This is a genomic window from Amycolatopsis sp. NPDC005232, from assembly GCF_040607795.1.
GTDB lineage: Bacteria > Actinomycetota > Actinomycetes > Mycobacteriales > Pseudonocardiaceae > Amycolatopsis.
This window is the reverse complement of sequence record NZ_JBEXHL010000021.1, coordinates 121704-148434: the sequence shown is the minus strand read 5'-3', so window position 1 is coordinate 148434 and position 26731 is coordinate 121704. Positions and strand designations below refer to the sequence as shown.

Below are 26731 nucleotides of genomic sequence, written 5' to 3'. Positions count from 1 at the left end.
GCCGCGGGCACGACAACGCCGGCCCCGGAACCACCGCTGGGTACCAACGGGTTCGCAGGGCCGCGTCGAAGTCCGGCGACAGCCGGTATCTCACGCCGGGGGCGGGCCTGCGATTCCGCGGGCGATGACGTCGTCGGCGTCCACACCGGACTCCGCGAGCAGGGCGCGCGTGTGCTGGCCCAGCGCGGGAACGTCGCCCATGCGGGCTTCGACGTCGGCGAAGGTCGCGGGTGGCAGCAGGGCGTCGATCTCGGCGAACTCGGTGCCGACCTTGCGCCAGCGGTCGCGGGCGCGCAGCTGGGGGTGGTCGACTACCTGGCCGACTTCCTTGAGCTGGGCGGCGGGAACGCCGGCCGCGGCGAGGCGCGCGTCGAGCTCGGCGTTGGTCCGGCGGGCGGTGTGGGCGGCGACCGCGGCGTCGCAGGCGGCGCGGTGGGCAACGCGGTCGACGTTGGTGGTGAACCGCGGGTCGTCGGCGAGTTCGGGCGCGTCGAGCACCGCGGTGACCAGGGTGCGCCAGCCGCTGTCGTTCTGGACGCCGATCAGCATCTGGCCGTCGCGGGTCGGGAAAGCGTCGTACGGGGCGATCGAGCTGTGGCTCAGCCCCATGCGGGCGGGCTGGGTGCCGGCGTACATCTGCGTGTAGAGGGCGTAGCCCATCCACTCGACGGTGGCCTCCAGCATCGAGACCTCGATGGTGGCGCCCTCGCCGGTGCGCCAGCGGCGCAGCAGCGCGGCCAGCACGGCCTGCGAGCAGTACATGCCCGACGCGATATCGGCGGTCGGGATGCCGGTCTTCGCCGGCGTCTCGGGCGTGCCGGTGATGGCGATGAGCCCGGCCTCGGCCTGGATGAGCATGTCGTAGGCCTTGCGCTGCTCCATCGGCCCGCCGGCGCCGAAGCCGGACACGTTCACCACGACCAGTTCCGGGTGCTCGGCGCGCAGATCATCGAACCCGAGTCGGTCGGCGGCACCGGGGGCGAGGTTCTGCACGAACACGTCCGCGCCGGCGACGAGCCGGCGCGCGATGTCGCGGCCCTCCGGCACTTTCAGGTCGAGCGCGATCGACTCCTTGCCCCGGTTGAGCCACACGAAATGCGCCCCGGTGCCGTGGACGACGTGGTCGTAGCCGCGCGCGAAGTCGCCGCCGTCGATGCGCTCGATCTTGATCACACGGGCACCGAGGTCGGCGAGGTTGCGGGTGGCCAGAGGAGCGGCGACGGCCTGCTCGACGGCGACGACGGTGACCCCTTCGAGCGGGCGCGTCACGACTGCTTCTTCTTCTCGGCGCGCACGAGCCCGCCGCCGACGATGAGCCGCTGGATTTCGCTGGTGCCCTCATACAGCCGCATCAGCCGCACGTCGCGGTAGATGCGCTCGACCGGGACCTCGCGCAGGTAACCGCTGCCTCCGTGGATCTGCACCGCCAGGTCGGCGGTCTTGCCGGCCATCTCGGTGCAGAACAGCTTCGCCGCCGACGGCGCGATCCGGCGGTCCTCCCCCGTCACGTACAGCCGCGCGGCCTCGCGGGCGAGCGCCCGACCGGCGAGCACGCCCGTCTGCTGGTCGGCGATCATCGCCTGCACCAGCTGGAAGTCCCCGATCACCGTGCCGCCCTGGGTCGCGGTGGCGGCGTAGGAGACCGACTCGTCGAGCGCCCGTTGCGCGGCACCGACGGCCAGCCCGGCCATGTGGACGCGGCCGCGGGCCAGCGACGTCATCGCGGCCCTGTACCCGACCTCGCCGTCTCCGCCGACCAGGGCCTCGGGGCCGACGCGGACCCCGGTGAAGGTGACTTCCGCGGTGCGCGAGCCCTCCTGCCCCATCTTGGCGTCCTTCGGGCCGACCGTGATTCCCGGCGCGTCGGCCGGCACGAGGAACACCGCGATGCCCGTGCCGGAATCCGACTCCGGCCGCGTGCGGGCGAACACGACGAACAGGCCGGCCTCGGTCGCGTTGGTGATGAACTGCTTGCCGCCGTCGATGACCCAGCCGTCGCCGTCCGGTTTGGCGGTGGTGCGCAGGCCCGCCGGGTTCGACCCGGCGCCGGGCTCGGTGAGCGCGAACGAGGCGACGATCTCGCCCGACGCGATGCCCGGCAACCACCGCGCGCGCTGCTCCTCGGTGCCGAACCCGACCAGGACCTGGCCCGCGATGCCGTTGTTCGTCCCGAACATCGAGCGCAGGGACAGCGACGTGTACCCCAGCGCCATGGCGACCTCGACGTCCTGCACGAGATCGAGGCCGAGACCGCCCCACTCCTGCGGGATCGCGTACCCGAACAACCCCATCTCGGCGGCTTGGGCCCGGAGATCGGCAGGAATGGCGTCCGTGGTCATGATCTCGACCTCACGGGGCATCACACGGGTGCGCACGAAGTCGTTGATCTGACCGAGGACGGCCGCGAACACGTCGTCGGGGACGTCGGGGTTGCCCAGGTACATGGCGATCAGTATCCGCCGAGCGGCCGCACCTCGCCCAGCCCCGCTCAGCCGCACGATTCCGTTTCGCCGCTCGTCCAGATGACGAGAACGGTGTCCCGATCACTGAGAAGCTGAGCTACGCTCACGATGTGACGTCCTACACCCATGGTCACCAGGAATCCGTGCTCCGCTCACACCGCTGGCGGACCGCCGAAAACTCGTGCGCGTACCTCCTGCCCCGGCTCGCGCCCGGGCAGGCGCTGCTCGACATCGGCAGCGGGCCCGGGACGATCACCGCCGACCTCGCCGCGCTGGTCGCTCCGGGCCGGGTCACCGGCGTCGAGATCACCGACGCGGCCCGCCGGCTCGGCGAAGCGGAGGCCGCCCGGCGCGGCTTGGGCAACGTCGAGTTCGTGGTCGGCGACGTCCACGCGCTCGACTTCCCCGACGACAGCTTCGACGTCGTCCACGCCCACCAGGTGCTGCAGCACGTCGCCGACCCGGTGCTGGCCCTGCGCGAAATGCGCCATGTGTGCCGCCCCGGCGGTCTCGTCGCCGCGCGCGACGCCGACTACCAGGCCTTCACCTGGCACCCCGCGGACCCGGCGCTCGACCGCTGGCTCGAGCTCTACCGCCAGGCCTTCCGCGCCAACGGCAGCGAACCCGACGCCGGCCGGCGGCTGCTCACCTGGGCCCACGCCGCGGGCTTCACCGACGTCGTCCCGTCGTCCGCCACGTGGTGCTTCGCCACGCCCGAAGACCGCGCCTACTGGGGTGGCATGTGGGCCGACCGAGTCCTGAACTCCGACACCACCACCCAGATCCTCCGCGACGGCCTCGCGAAGTCGGCCGAGCTCGAGGAGATCTCCACCGCGTGGCGCCGCTGGGTCGACGACCCCGACGGCTGGTTTTCCGTGCTGCACGGCGAAATCGTGGCCGTCGCGTAAAGTCAGCGCGAGAAATCAGATTTCGTCGACCTGATAGGCGACCACACTCGCGGGCACGAGCAACGCACCGTTGCATTCCGCAGTCGCCGGGCCGAATCCGTACGGGACGAAATCACCCGCCGCGAACCAGAACGCGTTTCCGCTCGCACAGTGGGCGATCACGCGGTAGCCGTGACCTTCGCCGGGCAGGCACGAGACACTGATGCCCTGTCCGAAAAAGATGCTGTAGCGCTCCCCGAAACAACCCGCCGGCGCGAACTGGTCACCGCTCGCGGCGGCGGGAACGGCGGACAGACCCAGCAAAGAAAACAACACCGCGGCAAGAACAAGCAGCTTCCGACGCACAATTCCTCCCAGGCACGAGGATCTCGACCTTTTCCAGCGTAGAAGCGCGGGAGAATTACCGGCAATTCATCGGGCGAGTGAGCGAAAGCCAGCGGAACGTCACAGCGCTGCTCCATTGGAGCCGACTTGGGCACCCACCGGACACGTCCGCGCGACGGCCCGGCACACCACGCAGAACTCGGGACCGCTTCGCTGCCGGCGACGGGGAGGACTCAGGACATGGCCTTGCTCCCGGCGTTCGCCGCCTTGACGTTGACGACCGCGTCGAGGTAATCGGCGATCGCGTCCCGGTTGCGGGTCAGGAACTCGATGCGTTCGGTCAGCCGGTCTTGCTCGCGGTGCAGGGTGGTGATCATCTCGGGGGTCACGTCGGGCACGTAGATGGTCTGCGGCTTGTCCAGGCACGGCAGGAGCTGCTCGATGATGCGGGTCGGCAGCCCCGCGTCGAGCAGTCCCTTGATCTGCCGGACGACATCCACGTGCGACTCGGTGTACTCCCGGTACCCGTTGCCGCCGCGGCTGGGCGCGAGCAGGCCCTGTTCCTCGTAGTAGCGCAGCAGCCGGGTGGAGACGCCCGTGCGCTCCGCGAGCTCCCCGATTCTCATGTGTCCGAGACTACATTGACCTTCACACCAATGTGAATGTTCAGACTCGGTCCTGTCAGGACAATCACGACTCGCTCGGAGAACTGCCATGAAGCTCGGACTCCGCCTGCCCCAACGACTGGGTGTGGACCTGCGGCACGACGTGGTCGAAGCGGCCCGCACGGCGGAAGCGGCCGGTTACGCCGGCTTGTGGACCTACGAACGGCTGCTCTTCCCGGAGAAGCCCCTCGAACCGTACGGGACGCCGAACACGCCGTGGCCCGCCACGCAGCGGCAGGCCGCCGATCCCCTGGCCGTGCTCACCGCCGCCGCGGTGGTGACCAGCACCGTGCGCCTCGGCACGTCCGTCCTGGTCGCCCCGCTGCACCTGCCCATCCAGCTGGCGAAGGAGCTGGCCACGGTCGACCAGCTCAGCGGCGGCCGTGTGATCGCGGGCCTGAGCACCGGCTGGTCGACCGACGAGCTCCAGGCCGCCGGCACCACGCGCGCCGACCGCGGCCGCATCCTCGACGAGACCCTCGACGTGTTCGACGCCGCGTGGGGCCCGGACCCGGTGACGTTCCACGGCACCCGCACGGTCATCGACAACGCGGCGGTCTTGCCCAAGCCCGTGTCGAAGATCCCCGTCATGCTGGGCGGCGGTGGCGGCTCCCGCGCCCTGCGGCGCATCGCCGAGCGCGCCGACGGCTGGCTGCCGCTGCTCACCACCCCCGGCCCGGCCGGCGCCGCCGAACTGCGCACCGGCTGGGACCGCATCCGGGAGCTGGCCACCGACTACGGCCGCGACGCGAGCCGGATGGAGATGGTCGTGGTCGGCAACGTCACCTTCACCGACCGCCCGGCCGGCCCCGATCGCACCGCGTTCGTCGGCACCCTCGACCAGATCCTGGAAGACGTCCACACGGCCGCCGAGGCGGGCGCGGACGAGCTCATCGTGGACCTGAACCTGCAGGACTGGTTCACCAGCACCCGGCAGATGCTCGAGACCGCCGTGGAAATCCGCGACCGGGCCGACGTCTGACCGGCGCCGCAACCGGTTCCGCTGCCACCGCCTGACCAGCGCAGGAGCGCTCAGCTCCCGTTGTACAGCCGCGCGAGCGTCGCCATGTCCTCCTGTCCGAGTCCGGCCGACTGGGCCCGGTGCACGACGTCGACGGCGGTCCGCACCGTCGGGCTCTGCCGCGCCGGGTCGGGAACCGCGTCGAGGAACAGTTCGAGGTCCTTGCGCACCAGGTCCACCGCGAAAGCCACCGGGGGGTTGGTCTCGGACAGGAAGGCGTCGCGCTTGTAGCGCACGAACGGGGCGGCGATGGCGGACTCACCGATCGTGTCGTAGGCCGTGCGCAGGTCGATGCCCGCGCGCGTCGCGGTGCCGAGGACCTCGCCGAGGGTGGCGTTGAAGGTGTGCAGTAGGGCGTTGACGCACAACTTCAGCGTCGAGGCGGTGCCGACCGGTCCGATGTGGATGGTCCGCCCGCCCAGGAACCGCAGGACCGGGTCCGCCGCGGACAGGTCCTCGGCCGCACCGCCGAACATGATCGTCAACGACCCGGAGCGGGCCGCGCCGACCGACCCGGACACCGGGGCCTCGGCGAACCGGATCCCGTGCTCGGCCAGGGTTTCCGCCACTTCGCGCGCGACCGTCGGCCCGGAGGTGCCCATGTCGAGCACCAGCGTGTCGTCGGCGAGCGCGTCGACGACCCCGGTCAGCACGGCCCGCAAGGCCGGCCCGTCGGCGAGCATCGCGATCACCACGTCGGCCCCGGTCACGGCGTCGGCCGCCGAGGCCGCGACCCGGTCCGGTGGAATTCCGGCTCGCCGCGCCCGTTCGGGATCGCGGTTCCAGCCGACGACGTCGACGCCGCTGTCGACCAGCCGCAGGAGCAGTTGCGAACCCATCGCGCCCAGTCCCAGCACCGCGACCTTCACGAGCGCCTCCCCGGGTCGATGAGGACCTTGCCGTCCACTCCCCCGGCGGCCAGCCGCGCGAGGCCGCGGTCGGTGAGCTCATCGAGCCCGATCACCGAGTCGAGCAGTTCGGCACCGAGCACACCGGCGGAAAGGATCTCCAACGCCGGCACCAGATCCGCCCCGCACACGTGCGCCACCGTCGACTCGACGGTGATCTCGCGCAGCACCAGGCCGAACAGGTCCACCGCGGGCGCCTTCTTGGGCAGGCCGACGGCGAGGATCCGTCCGCCGTCGGTGACCATCCGCAGCGCGTTCTCGAACTGCCCCGGCGCACCGCTGGCCTCGATCACCACGTCGGCGCCACGCCCACCGGTCAGCTCCCGCACCGCCTCGACGACGTCGCCCGCCGCGTCCACGGTCCGCGTGGCACCGAGCCGGGCGGCCCGGTCCAGCTTTTCGCCGGCGAAGTCGACCACGGTGACGTCGGCGTCGTCCAGGTGCCGCAGCCCGGCCAGGACGAAGGAACCGATGGCACCGGCGCCGATGACCACCACGGCATCACCAGGCCGGACGCCCGCCCGTCGCGCGGCGTGCAGGCCGACGGCCAGCGGCTGCGCCAGCCCGGCGTGGTCGAGGGGAACTCCCGCCGGGATCGGGCGGAGCATGCCGGCGGGTGCGGCGACGTACTCCGCGAGCCCGCCGGGGGCGTTGAGCCCGAGCGTGTAGTACCGGCGGCACAGGTTGGTGCGGCCCTCACCGCAGCGATCGCATTGTCCACAGGAGACGCCGGCGCCGGCGGCGACCAGATCGCCCGCGGCGAATCCCTCGCCGGCGTCGACGACCTCGCCGACGAACTCGTGGCCGATGATCATCGGACCGAGGTGCCCGCTGCCGGGGTGGCGCCGGGTGAGCGGCACCATCTTCGGGCCGGCCGCCCACTCCGTGGCGTCCGAGCCGCAGATTCCGCTGCGCCGCACGGCGACGAGCACCTCGCCGTCGCGAAGCCGGGGCACCGGCACCTCTTCGATCCGGACGTCCTGGTTGCCGTGGTAGACGGCCGCCCGCATGGTCGGGGTCACCGCGCGGCCCCGAACTCGAGGTGCACCTTGATGTTCTTCGCCGTGTCGCGCGAGGCGGTGATCGCCTCCGCGGCCCGCTCCACGGGGAACCGGCCGGTCACCAGGTCGGACAGGTCGAGTCCGGCGCGGGCGAGGAACCGCAGCGTCTCCGGCCACACCCCCGGCGAACCGATGATGCCGCGGATGCTCAGCTCCTTCGACTGGATGAGACCCAGCGCGGCCGGCGCGCTGCCGCCCACGTCGATGCCGACGTAGACGACCCGCGCGCCGTGCGCGGCGACCTCCAGCACGTCGGCCATCACCGACGGCCGCCCCGTCGCCTCGATCACCACGGTGCCACCGGCGCCGCCGGTCGCCTCGGCCACCTGTTCCGCGATCGGCCCGGCTGTCGGGTCGAGCACCACCTCGGCGCCGAGCTTGCGCGCCGCCTCCGCGCGCCCGGCCGCCGGCTCGACGGTGATGGTGCGCGCGCCCAGCGCCGCGGCACCGGCGGTGACACCGAGACCGATCGGGCCGGCGCCGAACACCACCACCGTGTCGCTGGCGTTGACGTTGCCCGCCTTCATCAGCGCGTGGTACCCGCAGCTGAACGGCTCGACGAGCGCGCCGTCGGTGAACGACAGCGAATCGGGCAGCCGGTGCAGCCACGCGGGTTTGGCGACGAAGAACTCCGCCGCCGCGCCGCTGACCGAGAAGCCGAAGTGGTCGTCGCCGATCACGCACTCGCCCACCACGCGGTCGCCGGGTGCGAACTCCGTGACGTCGGCACCGGTCTCGACGATCTGGCCGGACCACTCGTGCCCTGGGATGATCGGATAGGAGAACGGGATGATGTAACGGCCTTCGAGCAGGTCGATGTCGGAGTGGCAGATGCCGACCGAGCGGGCCGCGACGAGCACCTCGTCGGCGGCGATCCGCGGCACCTCCAGCTCGTCGACGGACACCGTGTCCGCCTCGGTGAACCTCAGGGCTTTCATCGTCTGGCTCCTTCTCAGGCGGTGGCTTCGCCGCGGCCGGCCGGCGTGTTGAGGTGCGACTGGGACTCACGCGCGGTGGAGAGCGCGCCGTTCACGGCGATGTAGCGGGGACCGGCGACCAGCAGGTCCTCAGCCGGGAACTTGGTGATCACCTCGCAGCCCTCGGGGGTCACCACGAGCTCCTCCTCGATCCGGGCCGCGCCGATGCCGTCGGCCGAGGGCCAGTACGTCTCGAGCGCGAACACGTTCCCGACCTCCAGCACCTCGGGGTGCTCCAGCGAGACCAGGCGCGAGAAGATCGGCTTCTCCCAGATGGACAGCCCGACGCCGTGCCCGTACTGCAGGGCGAACGCGGCTTCCTCGTCGGCGAACCCGAACTCCTGCGCGGTGGGCCACACCGAGACGATGTCCGCGGTGGTGGCACCCGGGCGCACCAGCGCGATGGCGTGGTCCATGTACTCACGGGCCTGCACGTAGGCGTCACGCTGCGCGCGGCTGGCCGAACCGACCGCGAACGTGCGGTAGTAGCAGGTCCGGTAGCCCTGGTGGCTGTGCAGGATGTCGAAGAACGCCGGGTCACCGGGCCGGATCAGCCGGTCGGAGAACACGTGCGGGTGCGGCGAACAGCGCTCGCCGGAGATCGCGTTGACACCCTCCACGTACTCCGAACCGAGGTCGTAGAGCGACTTCGAGACCAGCCCCACGCACTCGTTCTCCCGCACGCCCGGGCGCAGGAACCGGTAGAGGTCGTCGTAGGCCGCGTCGACCATCGAGGCCGCCTGGGTCAGCAGCGAGATCTCGTCGGCGGTCTTCACGCGCCGGGCCTCCATGAAGACCTGCTGCCCGTCGGAGACCGTGACGCCGGCGCGCTGCAGGGCGGCGAGGATCGGCAGCTCGATCACGTCGACACCGAGCGGTTCGCCGAGCAGCCCGAACTTCTCCAGCTCGCGCTTGATCTTCGCGGCGACCTCGTCGGCGATGCCCGCGTCCGGGTGGAACGCGCCGCGCAGCGTGGAGATCCCGGCGCGGGCCCCGGACTCGGCGCGCGGCCGGACCGCGCCGTGGTGCGGCGCGTGCGGGTCGGCGTCGGCCTCGGCGGTCGTGGTGGCGAGCCACGGGTTGTAGAGCTCGTGGTGCTTGGCCGCGGACCCGAAGTCCCACACGATCGGGTCGGTGGCGCGGGTCAGCAGGGAGAACCGGATGAGCTTGTCCATGGCCCACGTGCCGATGTGGGTGGCGGACATGTAGCGGATGTTGGCGAAGTCGAACGCGAGGACGGCGCCGAGGCTCGACTTGTCCAGCTGCTCGCGCAGTCGCTGCAGGCGTTGCGTGCGCAGGCGTTCGTGGTCGATCCTGGTCTCCCAGTCGACGGCGTTGGGCCCGAACGTGGCGATCGGCATGAGTTTTCCTTTCCCCCGCGGCGGTGGACCGCCGGGAACGTGTGACGAGCGGGACCGCCTCAGACGAGGACCATCCCGCCCTCGATCGGGATCACCTGCCCGGTGATGTAGTCGGAGTCGGGGCCGGCGAGGAACACGGCCGTGGGCACGAGGTCCTCGGGTTCGGCCGGGCGGCCGAGGATGATGTCCCCGGCCATCGCGGCGAACCCCGAGTCGCCCTCCCCGATGCGCTCGAGGTCGCGGTCGAGCTTGTCCCACAACGGGGTCCGCACCACGCCGGGAGCGAAAGCGTTGACGGTGATGCCGTGGTCGGCCAGTGCCCGCGCGCCGGACTGCGTCAGCGAGATCACGGCGGCCTTGCTCGCACAGTAGGGCGCGAAGCTGGCGAAGCCCTGGCGGCCGGCGATCGAGGCCGTGTTCACGATCTTGCCGCCACCGCCCTGCCGGATGAACTGGCGGGCGGCCTCCTGGCTGCCGAGCACGACCCCGAACGCGTTGACGCGGAAGATCCGTTCCCACACGGCTTCGGTGATGTCGAGGAACTTCTCCGGCTCGTTGAACCCCGCGTTGTTGAAGTACGCGTCGAGCCGGCCGAACTCGCTCACGGCGAGGTCGATCGCGGCGCGGACGTCTTCGCGGTCGACGACGTCGACGCGCCGGTGCACGGCGCGCCCGCCGCTGTCGCGAATGGACTGCGCCACCGCGGCGGCTTCGGGTTCGTCGCGGTCGGTGACGACCAGCGCCGCACCCTCTGCCGCCATCCCGCGGGCGAGGGCGGCTCCGATCCCCCGGCCCGCGCCGGTCACCACCACGGTCCTGTCGGTCAGCCGAGCCGGCATGGCCACGCTCCTCTCGTCGAGACGCTCGGCGTTCGCTCCCGCTGAACGAAACGCCGCCGATCCGGGATGTTGCGCAGGTCGCACCCGAGCGTGTGTACAGCCACAACGCACGAACGTATGATCGAGTGAACAGTCGGCGATGGCGCCGCGAACGGAACGGGAGCGGCACCGTGGACGACCGGATCGGCCCTGCCCTGCGCGAAGCGCGGATCAGGCAGAAGCGCACCCTGCGCGGCGTGGCGCTGGCCACGGGGCTCTCGGCGAGCCTGCTGTCGCAGGTCGAGACCGGCAAGTCGCAACCGTCCGTGAGCACGCTCTACACGCTGGTCAGCCACCTGGGCCTGTCGCTGGACGAAGTGCTCGGCCTCGAGGTCGCCGGCCGCCGCGCGAAGGCCGAGCCCGGTAGCCGCCCGGTCGTCCTCGAGCCCGACGAGGCTGCCACCACCATCCAGCGCGCGGCCGACAACCCGGTGCTGGACATGGACAACGGCGTGCGCTGGGAACGCCTCGCGATCGACGGTTCGCGGTCGGTGGAGCCGCTGCTGGTGGCCTACGAGCCCGGCGCGAGCAGCTCCGTCGACGGCGGGCTGATGCGCCACCCGGGCAGGGAGCACGCCTACCTCCTCGACGGTGAGCTCACGCTGCGATTCGAGTCCGACGAGCACGTGCTGCGCGCCGGCGACTCGTTCTCCTTCCACTCCGAGCGCCCGCACCTCTACGTCAATCACACCGACGCGCCCGCGCGGGGGCTGTGGTTCGTCGTCGGCCGCACCGGCTCCGGCCGGGCGCTCGACTGGCTCGCCGAGCCGCCGGCCGAACTGATCGAACTGCTCGGCCACCCGCTCCCGGCGACGAGCGACGAGCGCTGACCTAGCGCCCGGAGCGCGTGTCCTGCGCATTGCGTCCACTGTGGTCATTCCGCTGTGCTTGCTTCGGTCGTGGCGGGCGGGATGATCCGCTCCGCGCGCAAGGTCTCGAAGAGCCGGGCGAAGGAGTCCAGCGTGCTGGTGTAGCCCGTGAACCCGGCCTTGCGGCTCTTGCTCATGTCGGTGAGGCACTCGATGGGCCGGCCGAGGTCGCTGTCGGTGTGCCACCACGACGCGACGCGGGTGAGGTCCGCCTCGCGCAGCCCGTGGCGCTCGGCGATCCGGCGCCAGACTCCGGCGGCGTCGGCCATCTGCTCCTCCAGCGGCGCGGGCTTGCTGTCGAACCCGGCCGGGGTGACGCCGAGCAGCTTCGCGAGGCGCGGCCACATCCAGCGCCAGCGGAACACGTCGCCGTTGGCGATGTTGAACGCCTCGTCGCGACCGTTCTCGTCGGTGGCCGCCCACACCATCTGGTCGGCCAGCAGCCCGGCGTCGGTCATGTCGGTGACGCCGTTCCACTGGACCTCCGAGCCGGGGAAGCGGAACGCCCGCCCGGTCTCGCGGCAGACGGCCGCGTAGACCGCCAGCGTCATCCCCATGTTCATGGCGTTGCCGACGGCGTGGCCGATGACGGTGTGCGCCCGGTGCACGCTCCAGGTGAAACCGTGGCGCTCGGCGGCCGCGAAGAGCTCGTCCTCTTGCGCGTAGTAGAAGTTCGGCACGTCGAGCCGCGCCTCGTCCTCGTGGAACGGCGTGTCGGGCGTGACCCCGGCGGCGTAGGCCTCGAACGGCCCGAGGTAGTGCTTCAGCCCGGTCATCAGGGCGACGTGGCGCACGGCGCCGCCCGCGGTGGCCGCCGCGAGCACGTTGCGCACGATGCCGGCGTTGACGTCGATGTTCTCCGCTTCGGTCGGCTGGCGCGACCACGCGGTGAGGAAGACGTGCGTCGGTTTCGTGTCCGCGAGCGCGGCGCTCAGCGCGGCCGCGTCCTCCAGGTCGGCGCGGACCGAGCGGACTCCGGCGATGCCGCATTCGCTGCGGCGGGACACCCCGGTCACCGCCCAGCCGCGTTCGACCAGCCGGGTGGCCACCGCGGCCCCGGCGATGCCGGTGACCCCGACGACGAGTGCTGTTTCGGTCACTGTCTCCTCTTTCTGCTGGGATCTGGGCCCGGGTTCGGCAAAGCTCAGACCAGGGCCGGGGTCCGGCGGCGCACCCGGGTGTAGATCGCCGCCGCGACGAGGATCAGGATTCCCTGGAAGAAGTACTGCCAGCTCTGGCTCAGGTTCAGGAACGTCGTCGCGTTGAGCACTTCCTGGATCAACGCGGCGCCCAGCAGGGTCCCGATGAACGACCCGCGCCCGCCGGCGAGGCTCGCGCCGCCCAGCACGACCGCGGTGATGCTGGAGAGCGTGTAGCTCACGCCCTGGGTCGGGTCGCCGACGCCGATCTGGGCCATCAGCAGCAGCGCGCCGAAGAAGGTCAGGACCGCGCAGCCGAGGTAGGCCAGCACGTGGACCCGGTTCACCTTCACGCCCAGGCGCCGCGCGGACCCCTCGTTCGACCCGGCCGCACGCAGGCCGCGGCCCCACGCGGTGAACCGCAGTGCCAGCTCCAGCCCGACGGCGACCACCACCGCCACGAGAAACGCGATCGGCACGAACCCGACCGTCGCGGTGATCGCGTCGGTGACCGACGTGCTGATGAACCCGCCCTGGAACGGCCGCAGCAGCAGGGAGACGCCCTGCAGTCCGATGTAGAGGGTCAGGGTCGCGGCCACCGCCGTGAACCCGCCGAAGCGGATCAGCACCCCGTTGAGCACCCCGGACCCGACGGCCACCACGAGCATGATCACAAACGCGAGCGCCACGAGCAGCGGCGAGCGGCCGTCGGTGACGAAGAACGACGCGATCACCACCAGGAGTCCCGCGAGTGGACCGACCGACAGGTCGATGCCGCCGGTCATGATCACGATCGTCTGGCCAAGGCTGATGAACGCGAGCGCCGTGAGCAGCGTCAGCAGGGAGGTGAGGTTGAACGGCGCGAGGAACCGCACGTTGTGGGCGAAGGTGTAGCCGCCGAGCGCGAGGATGACCAGCGCGAGCACCAGGCTCGGCGCGTAGTCGCCCTTGGCCAGGTCGCGCAGGCGCTCGGCCAGTGCGGGCCGCCCGGTCAAGGGAGCCGGCTTGGCCGGCACGGCCTTCTTCGCCGATGGCGCGTCGCCGCGCAGCGTGGTGGCGTTGACGACCGAGCCGGTGATCTTCTCCTCGGTGACGTCCTCGCCGGTGAGCTCGGCGACGACGTGGCCGCGCGAGAACACCACGACCCGGTCGCAGAGTCCTTCCAGCTCCTTGGCGTCGGACGACACCACGACCACCGGGACACCGGACGCGGCCACGTCGCGCATGATCGTGTAGATCTCCGACCGGGCGCCGACGTCGACGCCCTGGGTCGGCTCGTCGGCCAGCAGCAGTCGCGGCGCGGCGAGCAGGGCGCGCGCCATCACCACCTTCTGCTGGTTGCCGCCCGAAAGCGCCATCACGTTCGTCTCGCGCGAAGCGGTCTTGACCGAGAGCTTGGCGAGCTCGGCGTCCACAGTGGATCGTTCACGTTCGCCGGAGACCACTCCCCCGCCGGCGAACGAGGGCAACGCGCTGACCGCGGCGTTCTCCCGCACCGACATCGCCGGCAGCAGGCTTTCCCGATGGCGGTCCGCCGGCATGTACGCGGTCGAACGGACGAGGGCCCGGCCCCGCAGCGGCACACCGTCGAGCACGATCCGTCCCGTCGACGGGCGAAGTCCCGCCAGTGCGCGCAGGAACTCGCTCTGGCCGTTGCCGACGATGCCGGCCAGCCCGACGATCTCCCCGTGGTGCGCGACGAGCCGCGCGTCGTGGAAGCCCTCGCCGGACAGGCCTTCGACCTCCAGCGCGACCTTCGCGCCGGCCGGGTCCGAGTACTTCTCCGGGAACGCCGACGCGAGCTCACGCCCGACGATCAGCCGCAGCATCTCGTCGTCGGTGAGGTCGGCGACGGCCGAGTGCCCGCGCGCCCGGCCGTCGCGCAGCACCGTGACCTCGTCGGCGATCTCGCGCACCTCGGCCAGGCGATGCGTGATGTAGACGACCGCCGTGCCGCGGGCGGTGGCCTGGCGCACCTGGTCGAACAGGATCTCGGTCTGCTCGGCACCCAGCGGCGCGGTCGGCTCGTCGAGGATCAGCACCTTCGGCTCCAGCGCGATGGCCTTCGCCAGCTCCAGCAGCTGCTTCTGCGCGACGCCGAGATCGGCCACCCGGTCCTGCAGCCGCAGGTCCGAACCGACCCGGCGCAGCAGTTCCACCATCCACACGCGCGGGGTGCCGGCCGGCATCCGCTCGGCGGGCACGGCGAGGCGGATGTTCTCCGCGACCGTCATGTCGGCCAACACGGCGGGGTGCTGGTGCACGATCGCGATGCCGAGCCGGCTCGCCCGGTCGGTGGTCAGGGCCGCGATCGGCTCACCGGCCACCGTGATCGTGCCCTCGTCGGGCCGGGTGGAGCCCGACGCGACGCCCATCAGTGTGGACTTGCCCGCGCCGTTCTCGCCCAGCAGCGCGTGCACCCGGCCGCCGAAGACATCGAGCGATACCTCCGACAATGCCCGCACGGGCCCGTAGCTCTTCGACACCCCGGAGAGGCTCAGAGCCGCAACTTCGGTCATGTTTCCTCTCCTACTTCAGGGCCGCGGTCTGGTCCGCTTTGGACAGCGAGCTGGACACGAACGCGTCGCTCGGCAGCTCCTTGTCGCACGTGACGGGGTGCGGCTGCCCGGAGATCGAGTCCTCGAACGCGGTCTGCGGGTACACCTGGTCCTTCGGCACCACACCGCCGGTCGCCTTGGCCACCGCGACGTCGATCGCCAGGCGGGACATCGCGTTCTGCGAGGAGACGGTGAACAGCTGGAACGGGCTGCCGGCGTCCTTCTGCTGCTGCCAGTTGCAGGCGAGCTGGTTGGCGTCCTCGGTCGCGATCGCCGGGATCTTGCGTCCGGCCGAGGTGAACGCGGAGAACGAACTCGCCAGCGCGGCACCGAAGTCCGTGGTGATCGCGTCGATCTCCGGGTTCTTGGCCAGCGCCGCGGTGATCACGCGCTGGGTCTGCGCGGCGTCCCAGTTGGTCACCTCGTACGGCGTGGTGCCGACGAACTGGATCCCCGGGTGGTCCTTGAGCACGCTCTGCATGCCCTTGTACTCGTCGAGGCTCTGCGAGTTCGCGGCCGGACCGCCGAGGTTGAGCACCTTGCCCTTGCCGTTGAGCGCCTTCACGAGCCACTGGCCCCACAGCACCCCGGCCTGCTCGAAGTTCGTGCTCACGAACGCGTCGTAGTCCTGGCCGGGCGTCCCGCCCGGGTTGACCCGGTACGGCACGGTGACCACGCCCGCCTTGAACGCGCTGCGCAGGGCGGGCAGCACCGCTTGGCCCGCGTCCGGGAAGACCACGATCGCCTGCGTACCCTTGGCGACGAGGCCCTGGATGTCCGAAATGGCCTTCTGGGTGTTGCCTTGCCCGTCGGTGTAGGTGAACGACGTGACACTGGGGCACTTCGCGACCTCGGCTTTGGCTTCGGCCGTGGTGACCTTGCGCCAGTTGTTGTCGCCGAAGCCGTCGGCCAGGCCGAGGGTGACCTGCTTCGAACCGCACCAGGCCGGCGCGTTCGCGTTGGCGGGTTTGCCGCCCTCGGCGCTGGTCGAGCCGCCGTCGTCCACCGTGCAGGCGGTGGTGACGAGGGCGAGGGAAGCCAAGCCGGCGAGCAACGACCGGCGAAGGGGCTGGACAGACATGGGAAACCCTTCCTACTGCTGGGTCCGGGGAGCGGGGACACGGCGGAACCAGCCGCGCACGGCGGCCCAGTTCACGGTGTAGACGGCGACACCCGCGGCGAGCGCGAGCGCCTGGACGATGTTGTTCGTCGCCGCGCTGACGCCGAGCGTCAGCACGAACTGGTCGAGCTGGGACAGGAACAAGGCGGCGATGGCGCTGGCTACCGGGCTGCCCTTGCCGCCGAGCAGGGACGTGCCGCCCAGCACGACGGCCGCGACCGACGGCAGCAGCAGCGTGTCGCCCTGGAACGCGCCCGGCGTGGTGACGATGCCGGCCAGGAGGATGCCCGCGGTGCCGTAGAGCAGCGACGCCCAGACGTAGGCGGCGAGCTGGTGGCGTCGCACGCGCAGGCCGGCCAGCCCCGCTGCCTCCGGGTTGTCGCCCACGGCCTCGAACCGGCGGCCCGGCACGGTGCGCTTCATCGCGAAGCCGGTCACCGCGACGAGGACGACGGCGATGTAGACCGCGTAGGGCAGGCCGAGGAAGCGGCCGGTGACGATCGAGTGCAGCGTGTCCGTGGTCGTCACCGGCGAGCCGCCCGAGACCCCGAGCACCACCGCGTACAGCAACGCGTTGGTGCCCAGGGACGTGACGATCGCCGACATCCCCAGCCGGCTCACGACGAGGCCGTTGAGCAGCCCCGCCGCCAGCGCCGCGACGTAGGCGAGCAGCACCGCGGGGAGCAGCTTCCCGTTGTCACCGGCGGGGTAGTGCGTCACGATGATCACGCTCAGTGACACGGTGCCGGGCACCGACAGGTCGATTCCCGCCTGCTGCACGACGAGCGTCTGCCCGAGCGCGACCACGGCGAGCACCGCGGCGAAGGGCAGCATCCCCTGCAGCGAGCTGCGACCCAGGCTCTCGGGCTGCAGCAGCAGACTCACGAGGAACAGCAGCGCGGTCGCGACGAGGATCGTCACGAGTCCGCGCGAGGCACGCTGCGCCGTCGTCTGCCGCCAGAGGCTCGGGCGGCCGGGCGGGCGGGCGGTCCCCGAAGCCGGGGCGGGCGACGGGGCCGAGTGTGTGACGACCACGGAACCCCTTCTCGTGTCGCTCATCGGATCGCTCCTCGGGTGCAGCGCACCGGGTCGCAGGGCAGGACGAAGTGTGTCCACAAAGGTCTTGCGGACAGCGGGAAATGGTTGTGGTGTAAAGGTGGTTCGGGTCAGCCGACCTGGACGAGCAGCTTCTGCGCGTCGCCTTCGGGGTCGAGCAGCCGGTCGAACCCGCCGGTGACGACGTCGTCGACCGCGATCACCTCGGTGAGCACGCGCTCAACCGGGAAGCCGCCGGTCGCGACGAGCGAGATGATGCGCGGGAAGTCGAACACGGGGTAGCACCACGTGCCGACCAGGCTCAGATCGCGCTGCGACAGGGCCATCGGGTCGATCGTGGCGGGCCGGACGTGCAGGCCCACCTGCGTCGCGGTGCCGTGGGAGCGCAGGCTGCCCAGCGCCGTGGCGAGGCCGGCCTCCGAGCCGGAGCACTCCGCGGCGACGTCGGCCCCGATCCCGCCGGTGAGCGCGCGGACCGCCTCCGGAACGTCCTCGGCCAGCGGGTCGAGCACGGTCGCGACCCCGAGCGCTTCGAGCAGGGCCCGGCGGCGCGCGTTCGGCTCGCTCACGAAGATCTGTGCCGCGCCGGACGCGTGGGCGTACAGCGCGGCGAGCGCGCCGATCGGCCCGGCGCCGGTGATCAGGACGCTGTCGCCGGAGGTGAAGCCGGTGCGGTCGACGCCGTACGCGGCGACCGCGGCCGGCTCGACGAGCGCGCCTTGCACGTCCGACACCGATTCCGGCAGCACCGAGATCTGGTGCTCCGGAACCACCACCTGCTCGCTGATCCCGCCGCCGTCCCAGCTCAGTCCCGTGCAGGCCATCCGCGGGCACAGGTGGTTGAGCCCGCGGCGGCAGTAGTAGCAGTGTCCACAGTAGATCAACGGCATCACCGAAACCCGGTCGCCGACGCGGACGCCGGTGACCTCGGCACCGATTTCCAGCACTTGCCCGGAGAACTCGTGCCCGAGCACCTGCGGCGCCGCGGCGTGCGAGAGGGGGTGGGGGCTGGTCGGGATGACGATCGGCCCGGACGCGTACTCGTGCAGGTCGGTGCCGCAGATTCCGCACAGGTAGGGACGGACGCGCACTTGGCGCGCACCGACCACGGCCGGCTCCGGGATGTTCTCGACCCGGATGTCGTGCTTGTCGTGGAAGACCGCGGCGCGCATGCTCAACTCCTCGTAGTCTCTCCGGAAACCCGCGCAGCCGGGATCCGGGCGTGGACACGGCGTCGGTACTCGCCGGGTTCACTCCCGTTCGACGACGCTGTACAGCGGTAGTGAACAATGAACCAGCCGGTGAGTCAAGAGTCAGCGAACAACTTTGACAGATACGCAGGTCAAAGGCAGCAATCCTTGACAGCACTGGGTTTCGGACTGTTCACTTCGAGCAAACGTCTGCTGCAGCGCGTCACCGCAGCACTTCCGGCAGCCTCTCTGCCACCTTCCCCGGAGGAACCTCATGGACCTCGGCACGCGTCTGGGCCACCTGTCCTACTCGACCCTCGTGCACCCGGGTGACACCTGGGACGAGATGAACGCCAGCCTCGAGACCTACGTCCCCGAAGTGAAGCGCCGCGTCTCCCCCGACGCGCCGTTCGGGGTGTCGCTGCGGCTCTCGGGGGCGTCCGCCGACCGGCTCGCCGGCGACGCCCCCGAGCGCGACCGGCTGAAGAAGTACCTGGCGGAGCACGATCTCTACGTCTACACCGTCAACGCGTTCCCGCACGGACCGTTCAAGGGTCGTTCGGTGATGGAGAACGTGTACGAACCGGACTGGAGCACCGAAGAGCGCGTCGCGTACACCGCGCGCGTGGCCGACGTGCTCGCCGACATCGCCGCGGACGGGGTCGAGCCGACCATCCAGACCGTGCCGCTCGCCTACCGGCCCAAGGTCACCGGCGAGGCGTACGTGGACCTGTTCACCCACAACGTGCTGCGGGTCGTCGCCCACCTCGTCGCCCTCGAACGCCGCACCGGCCGGCGGGTGAAGCTCGCGATCGAGCCGGAACCGTTCTGCTACCTGGAAACCATCGAGGAGACCGTCCGCTACTTCACCTCACGGCTGTACTCCCGGGCCGCGGCCGAAACTCTTTCCGGCCTCGCCGACCTGCCGCTCGCGGAAGCCTTCGGCGCTCTGCGCCGTCACGTCGGGATCGTGTTCGACATCGGGCACCAGGCCGTGGAGTTCGACGACATCCCCGCCTCGCTCGACCTGCTCGCCGGCGCCGGCGTGCCCGTGTTCAAGCTGCAGCAAGCCGCCGCGCTATGGGTGCCCGAGGTGACCGACGAGGTGGTGCGCGAGCTGGAGCGGTTCACCCGCACCATCTACCTGAGCCAGACCTCCGAACTGCGCGAGGGCACCGTCACCCGCCACCTCAACCTCTCCGACGCGATCGCCGCCTGGCGACGCGATCCCGGCGGCGCGCGCGAATGGCGCACGCACTTCCACGTGCCGGTCTTCCTCGACGACCTCGGCCCGTTCCGCACCACCCGGTTCGCCTTGGAACAGGCCCTGGACCGCCATCGCGCGCAGCCGCAGTCGTCGCACCTGGAGATCGAGACCTACACCTGGGACGTGCTTCCCGAGCACCTCAAGAGCGGCGACATCACCGACTACGTCGTGCGGGAACTGGAGTTCGTGCGCGACCGGCTCACCGCTTGAGCCGCCCTCGCGGCGAGGGCGTCAAGCTATAGTGAACACTGACCGAACGACAGCGCGAGGAGCGAGACGTGGCAGCGAAGCACGAGCCGGCGGTGGAGCACTCCGAGGCCGCGAACCTCGGCGAGCAGCTGCGGGCGCGCCGGCAGGCGTCCGGGCTGTCGCTGCGCCAGTTCGCGCGCGATCTCGGGTACTCGGCCGCGTTCGTGTCGCAGATCGAGAACAACAAGTCCCAGCCCTCGGTCGCGACCTTGTACGCGATCTGCAGCGCCCTCAACGTCTCCATCGATGAGTTGTTCAGCAGCGCCGCCGGTGCGGGCACAGAGGAACCGCCCGCGCCCGCACCGGCGGCGGGCGTCGAGAAGCACAGCTTCCACGGCGCGCTGGCGAAGCTCAACGAAAGTCCCGAGGAGCAGCAGAGCCCCCTGCTCCGCCCCGGCGAACGGCGCCAGCTCGTCCTCGACTCCGGCGTCACGTGGGAGCAGCTGTCGTCCATCCACGACAGCACGGTGGACTTCCTGCACGTCCGCTACGAAGTCGACGGCAGCTCCGTCCCCGACGACAAGCTCACCCGCCACTCGGGCGTCGAATACGGCTACATCATCAGCGGCACCCTGGAAGTCGCCTTGGCCTTCGACACCTACCAGCTCCACGCCGGCGACTCCATCGCCTTCGACTCGACGACCCCCCACCGCCTCACCAACCGCGGCGACGGCCCGGCCGAGGCGATCTGGTTCGTCCACGGCCGGAATCCGGCTCGCTGAACCCCACAGGCCATCGCGCCGGACCCGGGCAGCGTCACGAAGCACCGCCGCGGTCGTCGCTGCGGACGACACCCGGGGTTGCCGAGCCGTCGAGCCAGCCCCGGCCCTCGGCGTAGAGCACCTCGACCACCGGTCCGCGCAGCCCGGGGAGGTCACGCATGACCTGGTGGCCGTTGTCCTCCTGCAGGTAGCCGAGGTGGCGGTAGCCGACCGGGAAACTCGCCAGCACGGCCGCGTCGAGTTCGAGGGTCGCGGCCGGGTCGACGACGTCCATCCGGTCGGACTCGTAGATCGGCTGGCGGCGAACGATTCCCCAGCGCCCGTCACGGCGTTCGAGGAAGTCGAAGAACCGCCCGGTGCACGTCACATCGACGAGCGTCTCGTGGACGCGCGCCCGCTGCTCGATCTTCATCTTCGTCTGGGCGATCGCACGATCACCGGCGACCTCGCACGTGAAGCCGCCGAGGAAGTGCAGGATCTGGCCGCCCCGGTCGAAGGCCGCTCGACTCACCTCGATGAACTCGGTGAACGGGCCCTGGAACCACGTCGCGGTCATCCAGCCGTCGGTGTGCCAGACCGTCGCGAACTTCTCCCACTGCGCGGAGTCGCGGTACAGGGCCCAGTCCTCGACGACCTTCCGGATCTGCTCGTTCGCCGAACCGTCGGTGTCGTGCTCGTTGTGCAGAGGCATGCGCCCCACCATTTCCTGCCCCGCGGGGAATGTCGACGGCCGGCTTCCACCGACCGGAAACCGTGGCGAAATCATCCCGCGGTCGGCACGGAATCGAGAACGACGCCGAAGTGCTCGCGATAGGCCGCGAGGACCTCGTCGTCGTGTTCGAGCACGCGCTCGGTGCGCGTCTCCCCCTCGGTCTCGATCAGCCGGGCGCCCGCGATCGTCACCCGGCCGCCGGGCCTCACGAGCGAACACGTCGGCCCGTGCGCGAAGGGCGAAGCCGGCGAGTTCGCGTGCCACCAGGCCATCGCCTGGAAGTCTTCGAGCTCCCGCGGCCTCGCTTCGAGGCGGTAGACCACGTTTCCGTCGCACAGCACGTCGACATCCCCGTGCGGCGCGGGCAGCACGGTGAACGCGCCCGCCGGATCCGGCTGCTCCTCGGTGGTCGCGAGCCGCAGCGGCCGGATGCTGAACCGGCCGAACCCGACGTCGACCAGCCACGGCTCGTCCAGGTCCACCCGCAGCGCCAGATGGTCGAGCGGCGGGCCGAACCCGCCGTCCCGCCGCATCACGCGGCCGGCCAGCAGCCGCACGTCGAACCCGACGCCGCGCAGCAGCAGGCCGAACGCCCCGTTGAGCTCGTAGCAAAGGCCTCCACGACGCCGCCGCACCACCTTGTCGAGCAACGCGTTCTCGTCGAGGTCGACCTGCTCGCCCAGGTAGCAGCCGAGGTTCTCGAACGGCACCCGCTCCAAGTGCCGCCGTTGCAGCTCGCACAGTGTTTCGAGGCGTGGTGCTCCGGGATGAACCGCTTCGAGTCTGCGGAGGTAGTCCTCGACGTCCACGATCACGTTCCTCCAGTGGCGGCTGGTTACGTTACAGATATAGTATGTAACTTCGAGATTAACAGAGGATCCGTACCGTGGATCGACTTTCCCAGCGAGGTGGAACCGTGGCGCGAGCACGCCGAGCGACGGCGGTCGTACCCGCCGGCACCGAAGACGGTCCGCGTCCGGTCGGCCGGCCCCGCGATGCCGCGCTCGACGAGGCGATCATCCTCGCCACCCGGCGACGCCTCGTCCTGGACGGCTACTCCCGCATGACGATCCGCGACATCGCGGCCGACGCCGAGGTCGGCCGCCCGACGTTGTACCGGCGCTGGAGCACCAAGTTCGAGCTCGTCGTCGACGCCCTCGACTACGGCTTCCGCAAGCAGCACGCCATGTTCGAGATCGACCTCGACGAACTCGCCCCGCGGGAAGCGCTCGTCGAGGTCGTCCGGCGCCTCGACCCCACGTACTTCAACCCGGACGCGATGGTCCTGATGGGCACGTTCGCCGGGGAGGCGGTCCACACCCCCGAACTGCTCGAAATCCTCCGTGAGCACGCGGTCGAACCCCGCGTGCGCCTGGTCGAAAGCGTGCTGACCCGGCTGCAGGACCGCGGGGCCGCGCGCGAGGACATCGACAAGCACACGATCGCGACGATGTGCTTCGGCAGTTATCTGGCCGCGTTCTTCCGCGGCGAGTCCGACGTGGACGTCGCCGAGGCGGTCGTCTCCGTGCTGTGGCCCGCCATCGGGAAAAAGCCCGCCCGACGGCGCACCACAGTGGACCGTCAGCGCTGAACGGCGATCCCCGGCCACAGGACGGCGACGACCTGCTCGGCGAGCCCCTTGCGGTCGGGTTCCGCACGAAGGAATGCGGCGAAGTAGCTGCCGAAGCACAAGGTGGCGATCGTGTGCCGATCGATGTCCGGCCGCACCTCGCCGCGCTCCTGCAGTTCGGCCAGCACGCCTTCGAGCTGCCGCAACCGGGGCTCGACGGCGTGCTCCAGAACGATCGCGAGCAGCTCCGGCGTCCGCATCGTCTCGCTCATGAAGTTTCCCATGAGCACCATCGCGTCCGGGTTGAAGTAACACGGATCCAGCCGCCGGACGGCCTCGGTCAGCGCCTCGAGCGCGGGGAGTTCCTCCAGGCTCAGATCGGGATAGGTGTCTCGTTGCGCCCGTAGTCCGTAGTCGATCGCCTCGATGGTGAGCTCGAGCTTGCCCGGCCAGCGCCGGTAGATCGTCGGCCGGGACACACCGGCGTCGGAGGCGATGTCCCCGATGGTCATCTTCGAATAGCCGTCGAGAACCAGCCTCCGGCGCGCGGCCGTGATGATCGCTTCGTCGCGCCCGGGATCCAGTGGCCGGCCACCGCGCGACACGGCCACCGCTTCGCCCGCAACCGAATCCGCCTTGCGTGAGTCCGTCATGGCCTGATTATCGGGCACGCCGCGAGCGACCTTCACCGACCTCGAACGTTACAGCTATTGACTGTAACGTTCGGAGTGTCTTACCTTCGTCGTGCGCGGGGCACCCCGCTCCGGCAACGACGCCAGGAGAAAACAGCGCATGAGCGCGACACCCGAAGATCTGATCGAGCGCAGCATCCCGTTCGTCAACGAGATCAAGAACCGCACAGCCGGAGTCGAGCTGGAAACCTGGCTCAACGAGAGCCGGGGACCGGGCTCCGAACTGTGGGACGACCTCGCCCGGATGATCAAGGAAGGCGTGGCCGAGGGCTGGGCCGCCAACATCGAGGTGGACGGCCCCAACTACCGCCGCAGCAGGATCATCGAGCCGTCCGAGCGACTGAGCTGGTTCAGCATCACCGCGGTCTACCTCAACAGCGTCCCGCTGTTCTGCGGTGAATACCACCAGCACCCCTACGGCGAGATCAACATGGTCATCCCCCTGGATCCCGGTGCCCTGCTGCGCGGGCCGCGTGGGTGGCAGGGACCGGGATGGACCTCGCCCGAGCCCGGCAGCCACCACTACCCCGAGGTCGTGGGCGGCGGCCTGATCGCGTTGTTCTACCTGCCCGCGGGGCGCATCTCCTACGACATCACGGTGCCCGACGACTACGAGGTCACCGTGCCCGAGGGCTATGAGATCGCCGCGTCCGACGGGCGCTGACCCGAGGCCGACCAGCTGATGAACGACACCACCACCACGAAACTCGCCGCGTCGGCCGGCCCGGCCAAGGGCGCGGCGACCGTCGTCGAGGCGCTGCTGACCCGGCGCAGCGTGCGCGCGTTCCTGCCCACCCCCGTCCCGAGAGCCGAGGTGGAGCGCCTGCTGGCGCTCGCGTCCCGCTCGGCCAGCAATTCCAACGGTCAGCCGTGGCACGTCCACGTCCTGACCGGCGAACCGAAGCGACGCCTGACCGAGGCGCTTTGGCAGGCGCTGGACGGCGACGGTCGCGTCACCGAACAGGAGTACCCGTACCAGCCGGCCGCGCAGGATTGGGAAGAACCGTTCCGGAGCCGGCGACAGACGTTCGGCGAAGGTCTTTACCGGGAAACCCTCGGCATCGAGGCGCACGACGCCGAGGGACGGCTGGCCCATCACCGTCGCAACTACGACTTCTTCGGCGCCCCCGTCGGCCTGGTCCTCACGGTCAGCCGGAGTCCGCTCGCCGGCGCGCTCATCGACGCCGGACTGTTCCTGCAAGCGTTGATGCTGCTGGCCCGGCAAGCGGGGCTCGACACCTGCCCGCAAGCCTCGTTCATCGACTTCTACCCGGTTCTGAGGCAGCACCTGAAGATTCCGGACGACCAGATCATCGTGTGCGGGCTCGCGCTCGGCCACGCCGATCCCGACCACCGCCTCAGCCGGCACCGGACAGCGCGAGAACCGGTCGGCACCTTCACGACCTTCCACAGCGGCGAAACCGTCTGATCTCCGACGGTGAATTCGCTGCCGCTCGATGATTTTCCCCGGTCCCCGGGCTTTCTCCCTCCCCTTGTCTCGACACCGAATCTTCGGTGGATCGTGCCCCCACCCGAAAGGCGATATCGCCGTGCCTTCTCGAATATCGGAACCAGGCCGCACCGTGCGCCTGGACGACCTGATCGACGGCCGACCAGTAGGCAGATTCCACATCCTGGTACTGGCTTTGACCGGCTTGGTCATGTTCCTCGACGGCCTTGACACGCAAGCGATCAGCTTCGTCGCCCCGGCGGTCGCCCGCGAATGGTCCCTGCCCGTCGCCGCGCTGGGCCCGATCTTCTCGGCTTCGATCGTCGGGCTGATGATCGGTTACCTGGTGCTCTCGCCGTTGGCCCACCGGATCGGGCACCGCAAGCTCGTCATCGCCGCCACGGCGTTGTTCGGGGTGTTCACCGTGCTGTGCGCGGTGGCCGGGAACGAGACGCAGCTGATCGCGCTGCGGCTGCTGACCGGGGCGGGCCTCGGCGCGGCCATCCCGAGCGCCGTCGCGCTGGCCAGCGAGTTCGCGCCGGCCCGGCGCCGCTCGACGTTCGTCATGTTGATCTACTGCTGGCTGGCTCTCGGCTTCGTCGCGGCGAGCTTGCTCTCCGGAGCGGTCATCCCGGCCTGGGGATGGCGGCCCCTGTTCGTGCTCGGCGGCATCCTGCCGTTGCTCCTCGCGCTGGTTCTGCTGAGGTTGCTGCCCGATTCGCCGAGCTACCTCCTGCCCCGCGACGCCGCTCGAGCTCGGGCGACCCTGCGCCGCCTCGACCCTGACCTGGATCCGACGACGCTCGTGCTGCCCGCCGAGCGCGCCTCCGGGGCATCGGCGCGAACCCGTTCTCCGCTGATCGAGCTGTTCCGGCGGCACTGGCTGGTGAGCACGGCGTTGTTGTGGATCGCGTTCATGCTCAACCTGGGTGTGTTCTACGCCGTCCAGAGCTGGTTGCCCACGATCCTGGGCCGGCTCGGGCACGCGCCCTCGACGGCGGTCCTCGCGACGGCGCTCACGACGATCGGCGGGATCGTCGCGGCGCTCGTGATCGGACCCTCGATGGACCGGCGCGGGCCGTTCGGCACGCTCGGTGTGGTCTACCTCCTCGGCGCGGTGTTCGTGTCGATGCTCGCGTTCGCCGTCACCGGGGAGAGCTGGCTGGTGCTCGGCGCGGCGTTCCTCGCCGGCACCTGCGTGACCGGTGGGCAGATGAGCGTCGTCGCGCTGGCCACGGTGCTCTACCCGCCTCGGATCCGGCCGACCGGCGTCGGCTGGGCACTGGGCATCGGCCGGATCGGCGGCATCCTGGGGCCGCTGCTCGTCGGGTTCGCCCTGGGCGGCGGGACGGCTCCCCGAACCGTGTTCGTGGTGATGGGTGCGGTTCTCCTGGTGGCCAGCGGCGCGGTCATGGCCCTGGCCAGGGTTTCGCGCACCGTCCGGGCCGACGCCCGGCGGGCTGACTCCGCCGGCTCGTCCGCGGCCGGCTCGGATGCGGCACGAACGGTGGCGGTCACCGGCGACTGACGACCGTCGACCGACCGGGAACCGAGCGGGCCGCGCCACGGCTC

Annotated in this window: 26 protein-coding genes; 9 read left to right on the top strand and 17 right to left on the bottom strand. The window is 70.6% G+C overall.

The genetic code is table 11. The features are described from left to right. Window positions 1–90: 90 nt before the first annotated feature. Both ABZU76_RS33525 and ABZU76_RS33520 read right to left on the bottom strand, forming a co-directional pair. Window positions 91–1269 (bottom strand): CaiB/BaiF CoA-transferase family protein, encoded by a 1179-nt coding sequence (locus ABZU76_RS33525; protein WP_354876574.1) that lies wholly within the window; start codon window positions 1267–1269, stop codon window positions 91–93. Next, window positions 1266–2444, bottom strand: a complete 1179-nt coding sequence (locus tag ABZU76_RS33520) for an acyl-CoA dehydrogenase family protein (protein ID WP_354876571.1) — start codon at window positions 2442–2444, stop codon at window positions 1266–1268. Before ABZU76_RS33520 ends, ABZU76_RS33525 begins: the two co-directional genes overlap by 4 nt. Before the next feature lie 128 nt (window positions 2445–2572). Here ABZU76_RS33520 and ABZU76_RS33515 point away from each other — a divergent pair, with 128 nt between their 5' ends. Then, window positions 2573–3370, top strand: a complete 798-nt coding sequence (locus ABZU76_RS33515) for a methyltransferase domain-containing protein (protein WP_354876569.1) — start codon at window positions 2573–2575, stop codon at window positions 3368–3370. A 15-nt stretch (window positions 3371–3385) separates the two neighbouring features. Here ABZU76_RS33515 and ABZU76_RS33510 read toward each other — a convergent pair whose 3' ends face one another. Together ABZU76_RS33510 and ABZU76_RS33505 are read right to left on the bottom strand one after the other, a co-directional pair. Further along, the gene (locus tag ABZU76_RS33510; protein WP_354876566.1) at window positions 3386–3715 is read right to left on the bottom strand and encodes a hypothetical protein; all 330 of its coding nucleotides are present in this window, start codon (window positions 3713–3715) and stop codon (window positions 3386–3388) included. 212 nt (window positions 3716–3927) lie between these two features. Next, window positions 3928–4320 (bottom strand): MerR family transcriptional regulator, encoded by a 393-nt coding sequence (locus tag ABZU76_RS33505; RefSeq protein WP_354876564.1) that lies wholly within the window; start codon window positions 4318–4320, stop codon window positions 3928–3930. 88 nt (window positions 4321–4408) lie between these two features. On the opposite strand from ABZU76_RS33505, the gene ABZU76_RS33500 reads away from it, so the two are divergent. After that, window positions 4409–5341 (top strand): LLM class F420-dependent oxidoreductase, encoded by a 933-nt coding sequence (locus ABZU76_RS33500; RefSeq protein ID WP_354876561.1) that lies wholly within the window; start codon window positions 4409–4411, stop codon window positions 5339–5341. Window positions 5342–5391: 50 nt separating this feature from the next. Here the strand turns inward: ABZU76_RS33500 and ABZU76_RS33495 are convergent, their stop codons facing one another. The 5 genes from ABZU76_RS33495 to ABZU76_RS33475 are packed head-to-tail and all read right to left on the bottom strand — an operon-like array spanning window position 5392 to window position 10526. Beyond that, window positions 5392–6249 carry an NAD(P)-dependent oxidoreductase gene (locus ABZU76_RS33495; RefSeq protein ID WP_354876558.1) on the bottom strand — a complete coding sequence of 286 codons (858 nt, stop codon included), beginning with the start codon at window positions 6247–6249 and terminating at the stop codon, window positions 5392–5394. Then, window positions 6246–7310, bottom strand: coding sequence for an alcohol dehydrogenase catalytic domain-containing protein (locus tag ABZU76_RS33490; RefSeq protein ID WP_354876555.1), 1065 nt, complete (start codon window positions 7308–7310; stop codon window positions 6246–6248). The genes ABZU76_RS33495 and ABZU76_RS33490 overlap by 4 nt, the downstream gene beginning before the upstream one ends. Then, window positions 7307–8287 (bottom strand): zinc-binding dehydrogenase, encoded by a 981-nt coding sequence (locus ABZU76_RS33485; protein ID WP_354876552.1) that lies wholly within the window; start codon window positions 8285–8287, stop codon window positions 7307–7309. Before ABZU76_RS33485 ends, ABZU76_RS33490 begins: the two co-directional genes overlap by 4 nt. Before the next feature lie 14 nt (window positions 8288–8301). After that, window positions 8302–9687 (bottom strand): Xaa-Pro peptidase family protein, encoded by a 1386-nt coding sequence (locus tag ABZU76_RS33480; RefSeq protein WP_354876549.1) that lies wholly within the window; start codon window positions 9685–9687, stop codon window positions 8302–8304. Between the two features lie 59 nt (window positions 9688–9746). Further along, window positions 9747–10526 (bottom strand): glucose 1-dehydrogenase, encoded by a 780-nt coding sequence (locus tag ABZU76_RS33475; RefSeq protein WP_354876546.1) that lies wholly within the window; start codon window positions 10524–10526, stop codon window positions 9747–9749. A 170-nt stretch (window positions 10527–10696) separates the two neighbouring features. On the opposite strand from ABZU76_RS33475, the gene ABZU76_RS33470 reads away from it, so the two are divergent. After that, entirely contained in the window at window positions 10697–11395 is a 699-nt protein-coding gene (locus ABZU76_RS33470; protein ID WP_354876543.1) for a cupin domain-containing protein, read from the top strand. A 44-nt stretch (window positions 11396–11439) separates the two neighbouring features. Here the strand turns inward: ABZU76_RS33470 and ABZU76_RS33465 are convergent, their stop codons facing one another. From ABZU76_RS33465 to ABZU76_RS33445, 5 genes are all read right to left on the bottom strand, one after another. Continuing rightward, on the bottom strand, window positions 11440–12534 hold the full coding sequence (locus ABZU76_RS33465; RefSeq protein WP_354876540.1) for an SDR family oxidoreductase: 1095 nt from the start codon (window positions 12532–12534) through the stop codon (window positions 11440–11442). Between the two features lie 44 nt (window positions 12535–12578). Further along, window positions 12579–15092, bottom strand: coding sequence for an ATP-binding cassette domain-containing protein (locus ABZU76_RS33460; RefSeq protein ID WP_354876537.1), 2514 nt, complete (start codon window positions 15090–15092; stop codon window positions 12579–12581). A 10-nt stretch (window positions 15093–15102) separates the two neighbouring features. Beyond that, window positions 15103–16212, bottom strand: coding sequence for a substrate-binding domain-containing protein (locus ABZU76_RS33455; RefSeq protein ID WP_220242368.1), 1110 nt, complete (start codon window positions 16210–16212; stop codon window positions 15103–15105). Between the two features lie 12 nt (window positions 16213–16224). After that, window positions 16225–17310 carry an ABC transporter permease gene (locus ABZU76_RS33450; protein ID WP_354876534.1) on the bottom strand — a complete coding sequence of 362 codons (1086 nt, stop codon included), beginning with the start codon at window positions 17308–17310 and terminating at the stop codon, window positions 16225–16227. A gap of 107 nt (window positions 17311–17417) precedes the next feature. Further along, complete coding sequence (locus ABZU76_RS33445) at window positions 17418–18479, bottom strand: 2,3-butanediol dehydrogenase (protein ID WP_354876532.1); 1062 nt, start codon at window positions 18477–18479, stop codon at window positions 17418–17420. Window positions 18480–18771: 292 nt separating this feature from the next. Here ABZU76_RS33445 and eboE point away from each other — a divergent pair, with 292 nt between their 5' ends. Together eboE and ABZU76_RS33435 are read left to right on the top strand one after the other, a co-directional pair. Further along, window positions 18772–19974, top strand: coding sequence for a metabolite traffic protein EboE (gene eboE / locus ABZU76_RS33440; RefSeq protein WP_354876529.1), 1203 nt, complete (start codon window positions 18772–18774; stop codon window positions 19972–19974). 68 nt (window positions 19975–20042) lie between these two features. Then, window positions 20043–20735 (top strand): XRE family transcriptional regulator, encoded by a 693-nt coding sequence (locus ABZU76_RS33435; RefSeq protein WP_354876526.1) that lies wholly within the window; start codon window positions 20043–20045, stop codon window positions 20733–20735. Between the two features lie 34 nt (window positions 20736–20769). Here the strand turns inward: ABZU76_RS33435 and ABZU76_RS33430 are convergent, their stop codons facing one another. Both ABZU76_RS33430 and ABZU76_RS33425 read right to left on the bottom strand, forming a co-directional pair. Continuing rightward, the gene (locus ABZU76_RS33430; protein WP_354876523.1) at window positions 20770–21426 is read right to left on the bottom strand and encodes a nuclear transport factor 2 family protein; all 657 of its coding nucleotides are present in this window, start codon (window positions 21424–21426) and stop codon (window positions 20770–20772) included. 71 nt (window positions 21427–21497) lie between these two features. Beyond that, window positions 21498–22256: an arylamine N-acetyltransferase gene (locus tag ABZU76_RS33425; RefSeq protein WP_354876520.1), complete on the bottom strand. Its 759-nt coding sequence runs from the start codon at window positions 22254–22256 to the stop codon at window positions 21498–21500. A 107-nt stretch (window positions 22257–22363) separates the two neighbouring features. Between ABZU76_RS33425 and ABZU76_RS33420 the strand changes: the two genes are divergently transcribed. Continuing rightward, the gene (locus ABZU76_RS33420) at window positions 22364–23038 is read left to right on the top strand and encodes a TetR/AcrR family transcriptional regulator (protein ID WP_354876518.1); all 675 of its coding nucleotides are present in this window, start codon (window positions 22364–22366) and stop codon (window positions 23036–23038) included. Here the strand turns inward: ABZU76_RS33420 and ABZU76_RS33415 are convergent. Further along, window positions 23029–23670, bottom strand: coding sequence for a TetR/AcrR family transcriptional regulator (locus ABZU76_RS33415; RefSeq protein WP_220246916.1), 642 nt, complete (start codon window positions 23668–23670; stop codon window positions 23029–23031). The two genes, ABZU76_RS33420 and ABZU76_RS33415, sit on opposite strands and share 10 nt — an antisense overlap. Before the next feature lie 139 nt (window positions 23671–23809). On the opposite strand from ABZU76_RS33415, the gene ABZU76_RS33410 reads away from it, so the two are divergent. From ABZU76_RS33410 to ABZU76_RS33400, 3 genes are all read left to right on the top strand, one after another. Then, entirely contained in the window at window positions 23810–24373 is a 564-nt protein-coding gene (locus ABZU76_RS33410) for a DUF4863 family protein (protein ID WP_354876514.1), read from the top strand. Between the two features lie 18 nt (window positions 24374–24391). Continuing rightward, window positions 24392–25138 (top strand): nitroreductase, encoded by a 747-nt coding sequence (locus ABZU76_RS33405; RefSeq protein WP_354876511.1) that lies wholly within the window; start codon window positions 24392–24394, stop codon window positions 25136–25138. 217 nt (window positions 25139–25355) lie between these two features. Beyond that, complete coding sequence (locus ABZU76_RS33400; RefSeq protein ID WP_354876508.1) at window positions 25356–26687, top strand: MFS transporter; 1332 nt, start codon at window positions 25356–25358, stop codon at window positions 26685–26687. Window positions 26688–26731: the final 44 nt, after the last annotated feature.

What these genes read in the sequence shown, in the direction of transcription:
- ABZU76_RS33475 (WP_354876546.1), bottom strand. Translation starts at nt 10,526, where the DNA reads ATGCCGGCTCGGCTGACCGACAGGACCGTGGTGGTGACCGGCGCGGGC.
- ABZU76_RS33460 (WP_354876537.1), bottom strand. Translation starts at nt 15,092, where the DNA reads ATGACCGAAGTTGCGGCTCTGAGCCTCTCCGGGGTGTCGAAGAGCTAC.
- ABZU76_RS33500 (WP_354876561.1), top strand. Translation starts at nt 4,409, where the DNA reads ATGAAGCTCGGACTCCGCCTGCCCCAACGACTGGGTGTGGACCTGCGG.
- eboE (WP_354876529.1), top strand. Translation starts at nt 18,772, where the DNA reads ATGGACCTCGGCACGCGTCTGGGCCACCTGTCCTACTCGACCCTCGTG.
- ABZU76_RS33415 (WP_220246916.1), bottom strand. Translation starts at nt 23,670, where the DNA reads ATGACGGACTCACGCAAGGCGGATTCGGTTGCGGGCGAAGCGGTGGCC.
- ABZU76_RS33485 (WP_354876552.1), bottom strand. Translation starts at nt 8,287, where the DNA reads ATGAAAGCCCTGAGGTTCACCGAGGCGGACACGGTGTCCGTCGACGAG.
- ABZU76_RS33505 (WP_354876564.1), bottom strand. Translation starts at nt 4,320, where the DNA reads ATGAGAATCGGGGAGCTCGCGGAGCGCACGGGCGTCTCCACCCGGCTG.
- ABZU76_RS33430 (WP_354876523.1), bottom strand. Translation starts at nt 21,426, where the DNA reads ATGCCTCTGCACAACGAGCACGACACCGACGGTTCGGCGAACGAGCAG.
- ABZU76_RS33520 (WP_354876571.1), bottom strand. Translation starts at nt 2,444, where the DNA reads ATGTACCTGGGCAACCCCGACGTCCCCGACGACGTGTTCGCGGCCGTC.
- ABZU76_RS33450 (WP_354876534.1), bottom strand. Translation starts at nt 17,310, where the DNA reads ATGAGCGACACGAGAAGGGGTTCCGTGGTCGTCACACACTCGGCCCCG.
- ABZU76_RS33445 (WP_354876532.1), bottom strand. Translation starts at nt 18,479, where the DNA reads ATGCGCGCCGCGGTCTTCCACGACAAGCACGACATCCGGGTCGAGAAC.
- ABZU76_RS33455 (WP_220242368.1), bottom strand. Translation starts at nt 16,212, where the DNA reads ATGTCTGTCCAGCCCCTTCGCCGGTCGTTGCTCGCCGGCTTGGCTTCC.
- ABZU76_RS33480 (WP_354876549.1), bottom strand. Translation starts at nt 9,687, where the DNA reads ATGCCGATCGCCACGTTCGGGCCCAACGCCGTCGACTGGGAGACCAGG.
- ABZU76_RS33410 (WP_354876514.1), top strand. Translation starts at nt 23,810, where the DNA reads ATGAGCGCGACACCCGAAGATCTGATCGAGCGCAGCATCCCGTTCGTC.
- ABZU76_RS33405 (WP_354876511.1), top strand. Translation starts at nt 24,392, where the DNA reads ATGAACGACACCACCACCACGAAACTCGCCGCGTCGGCCGGCCCGGCC.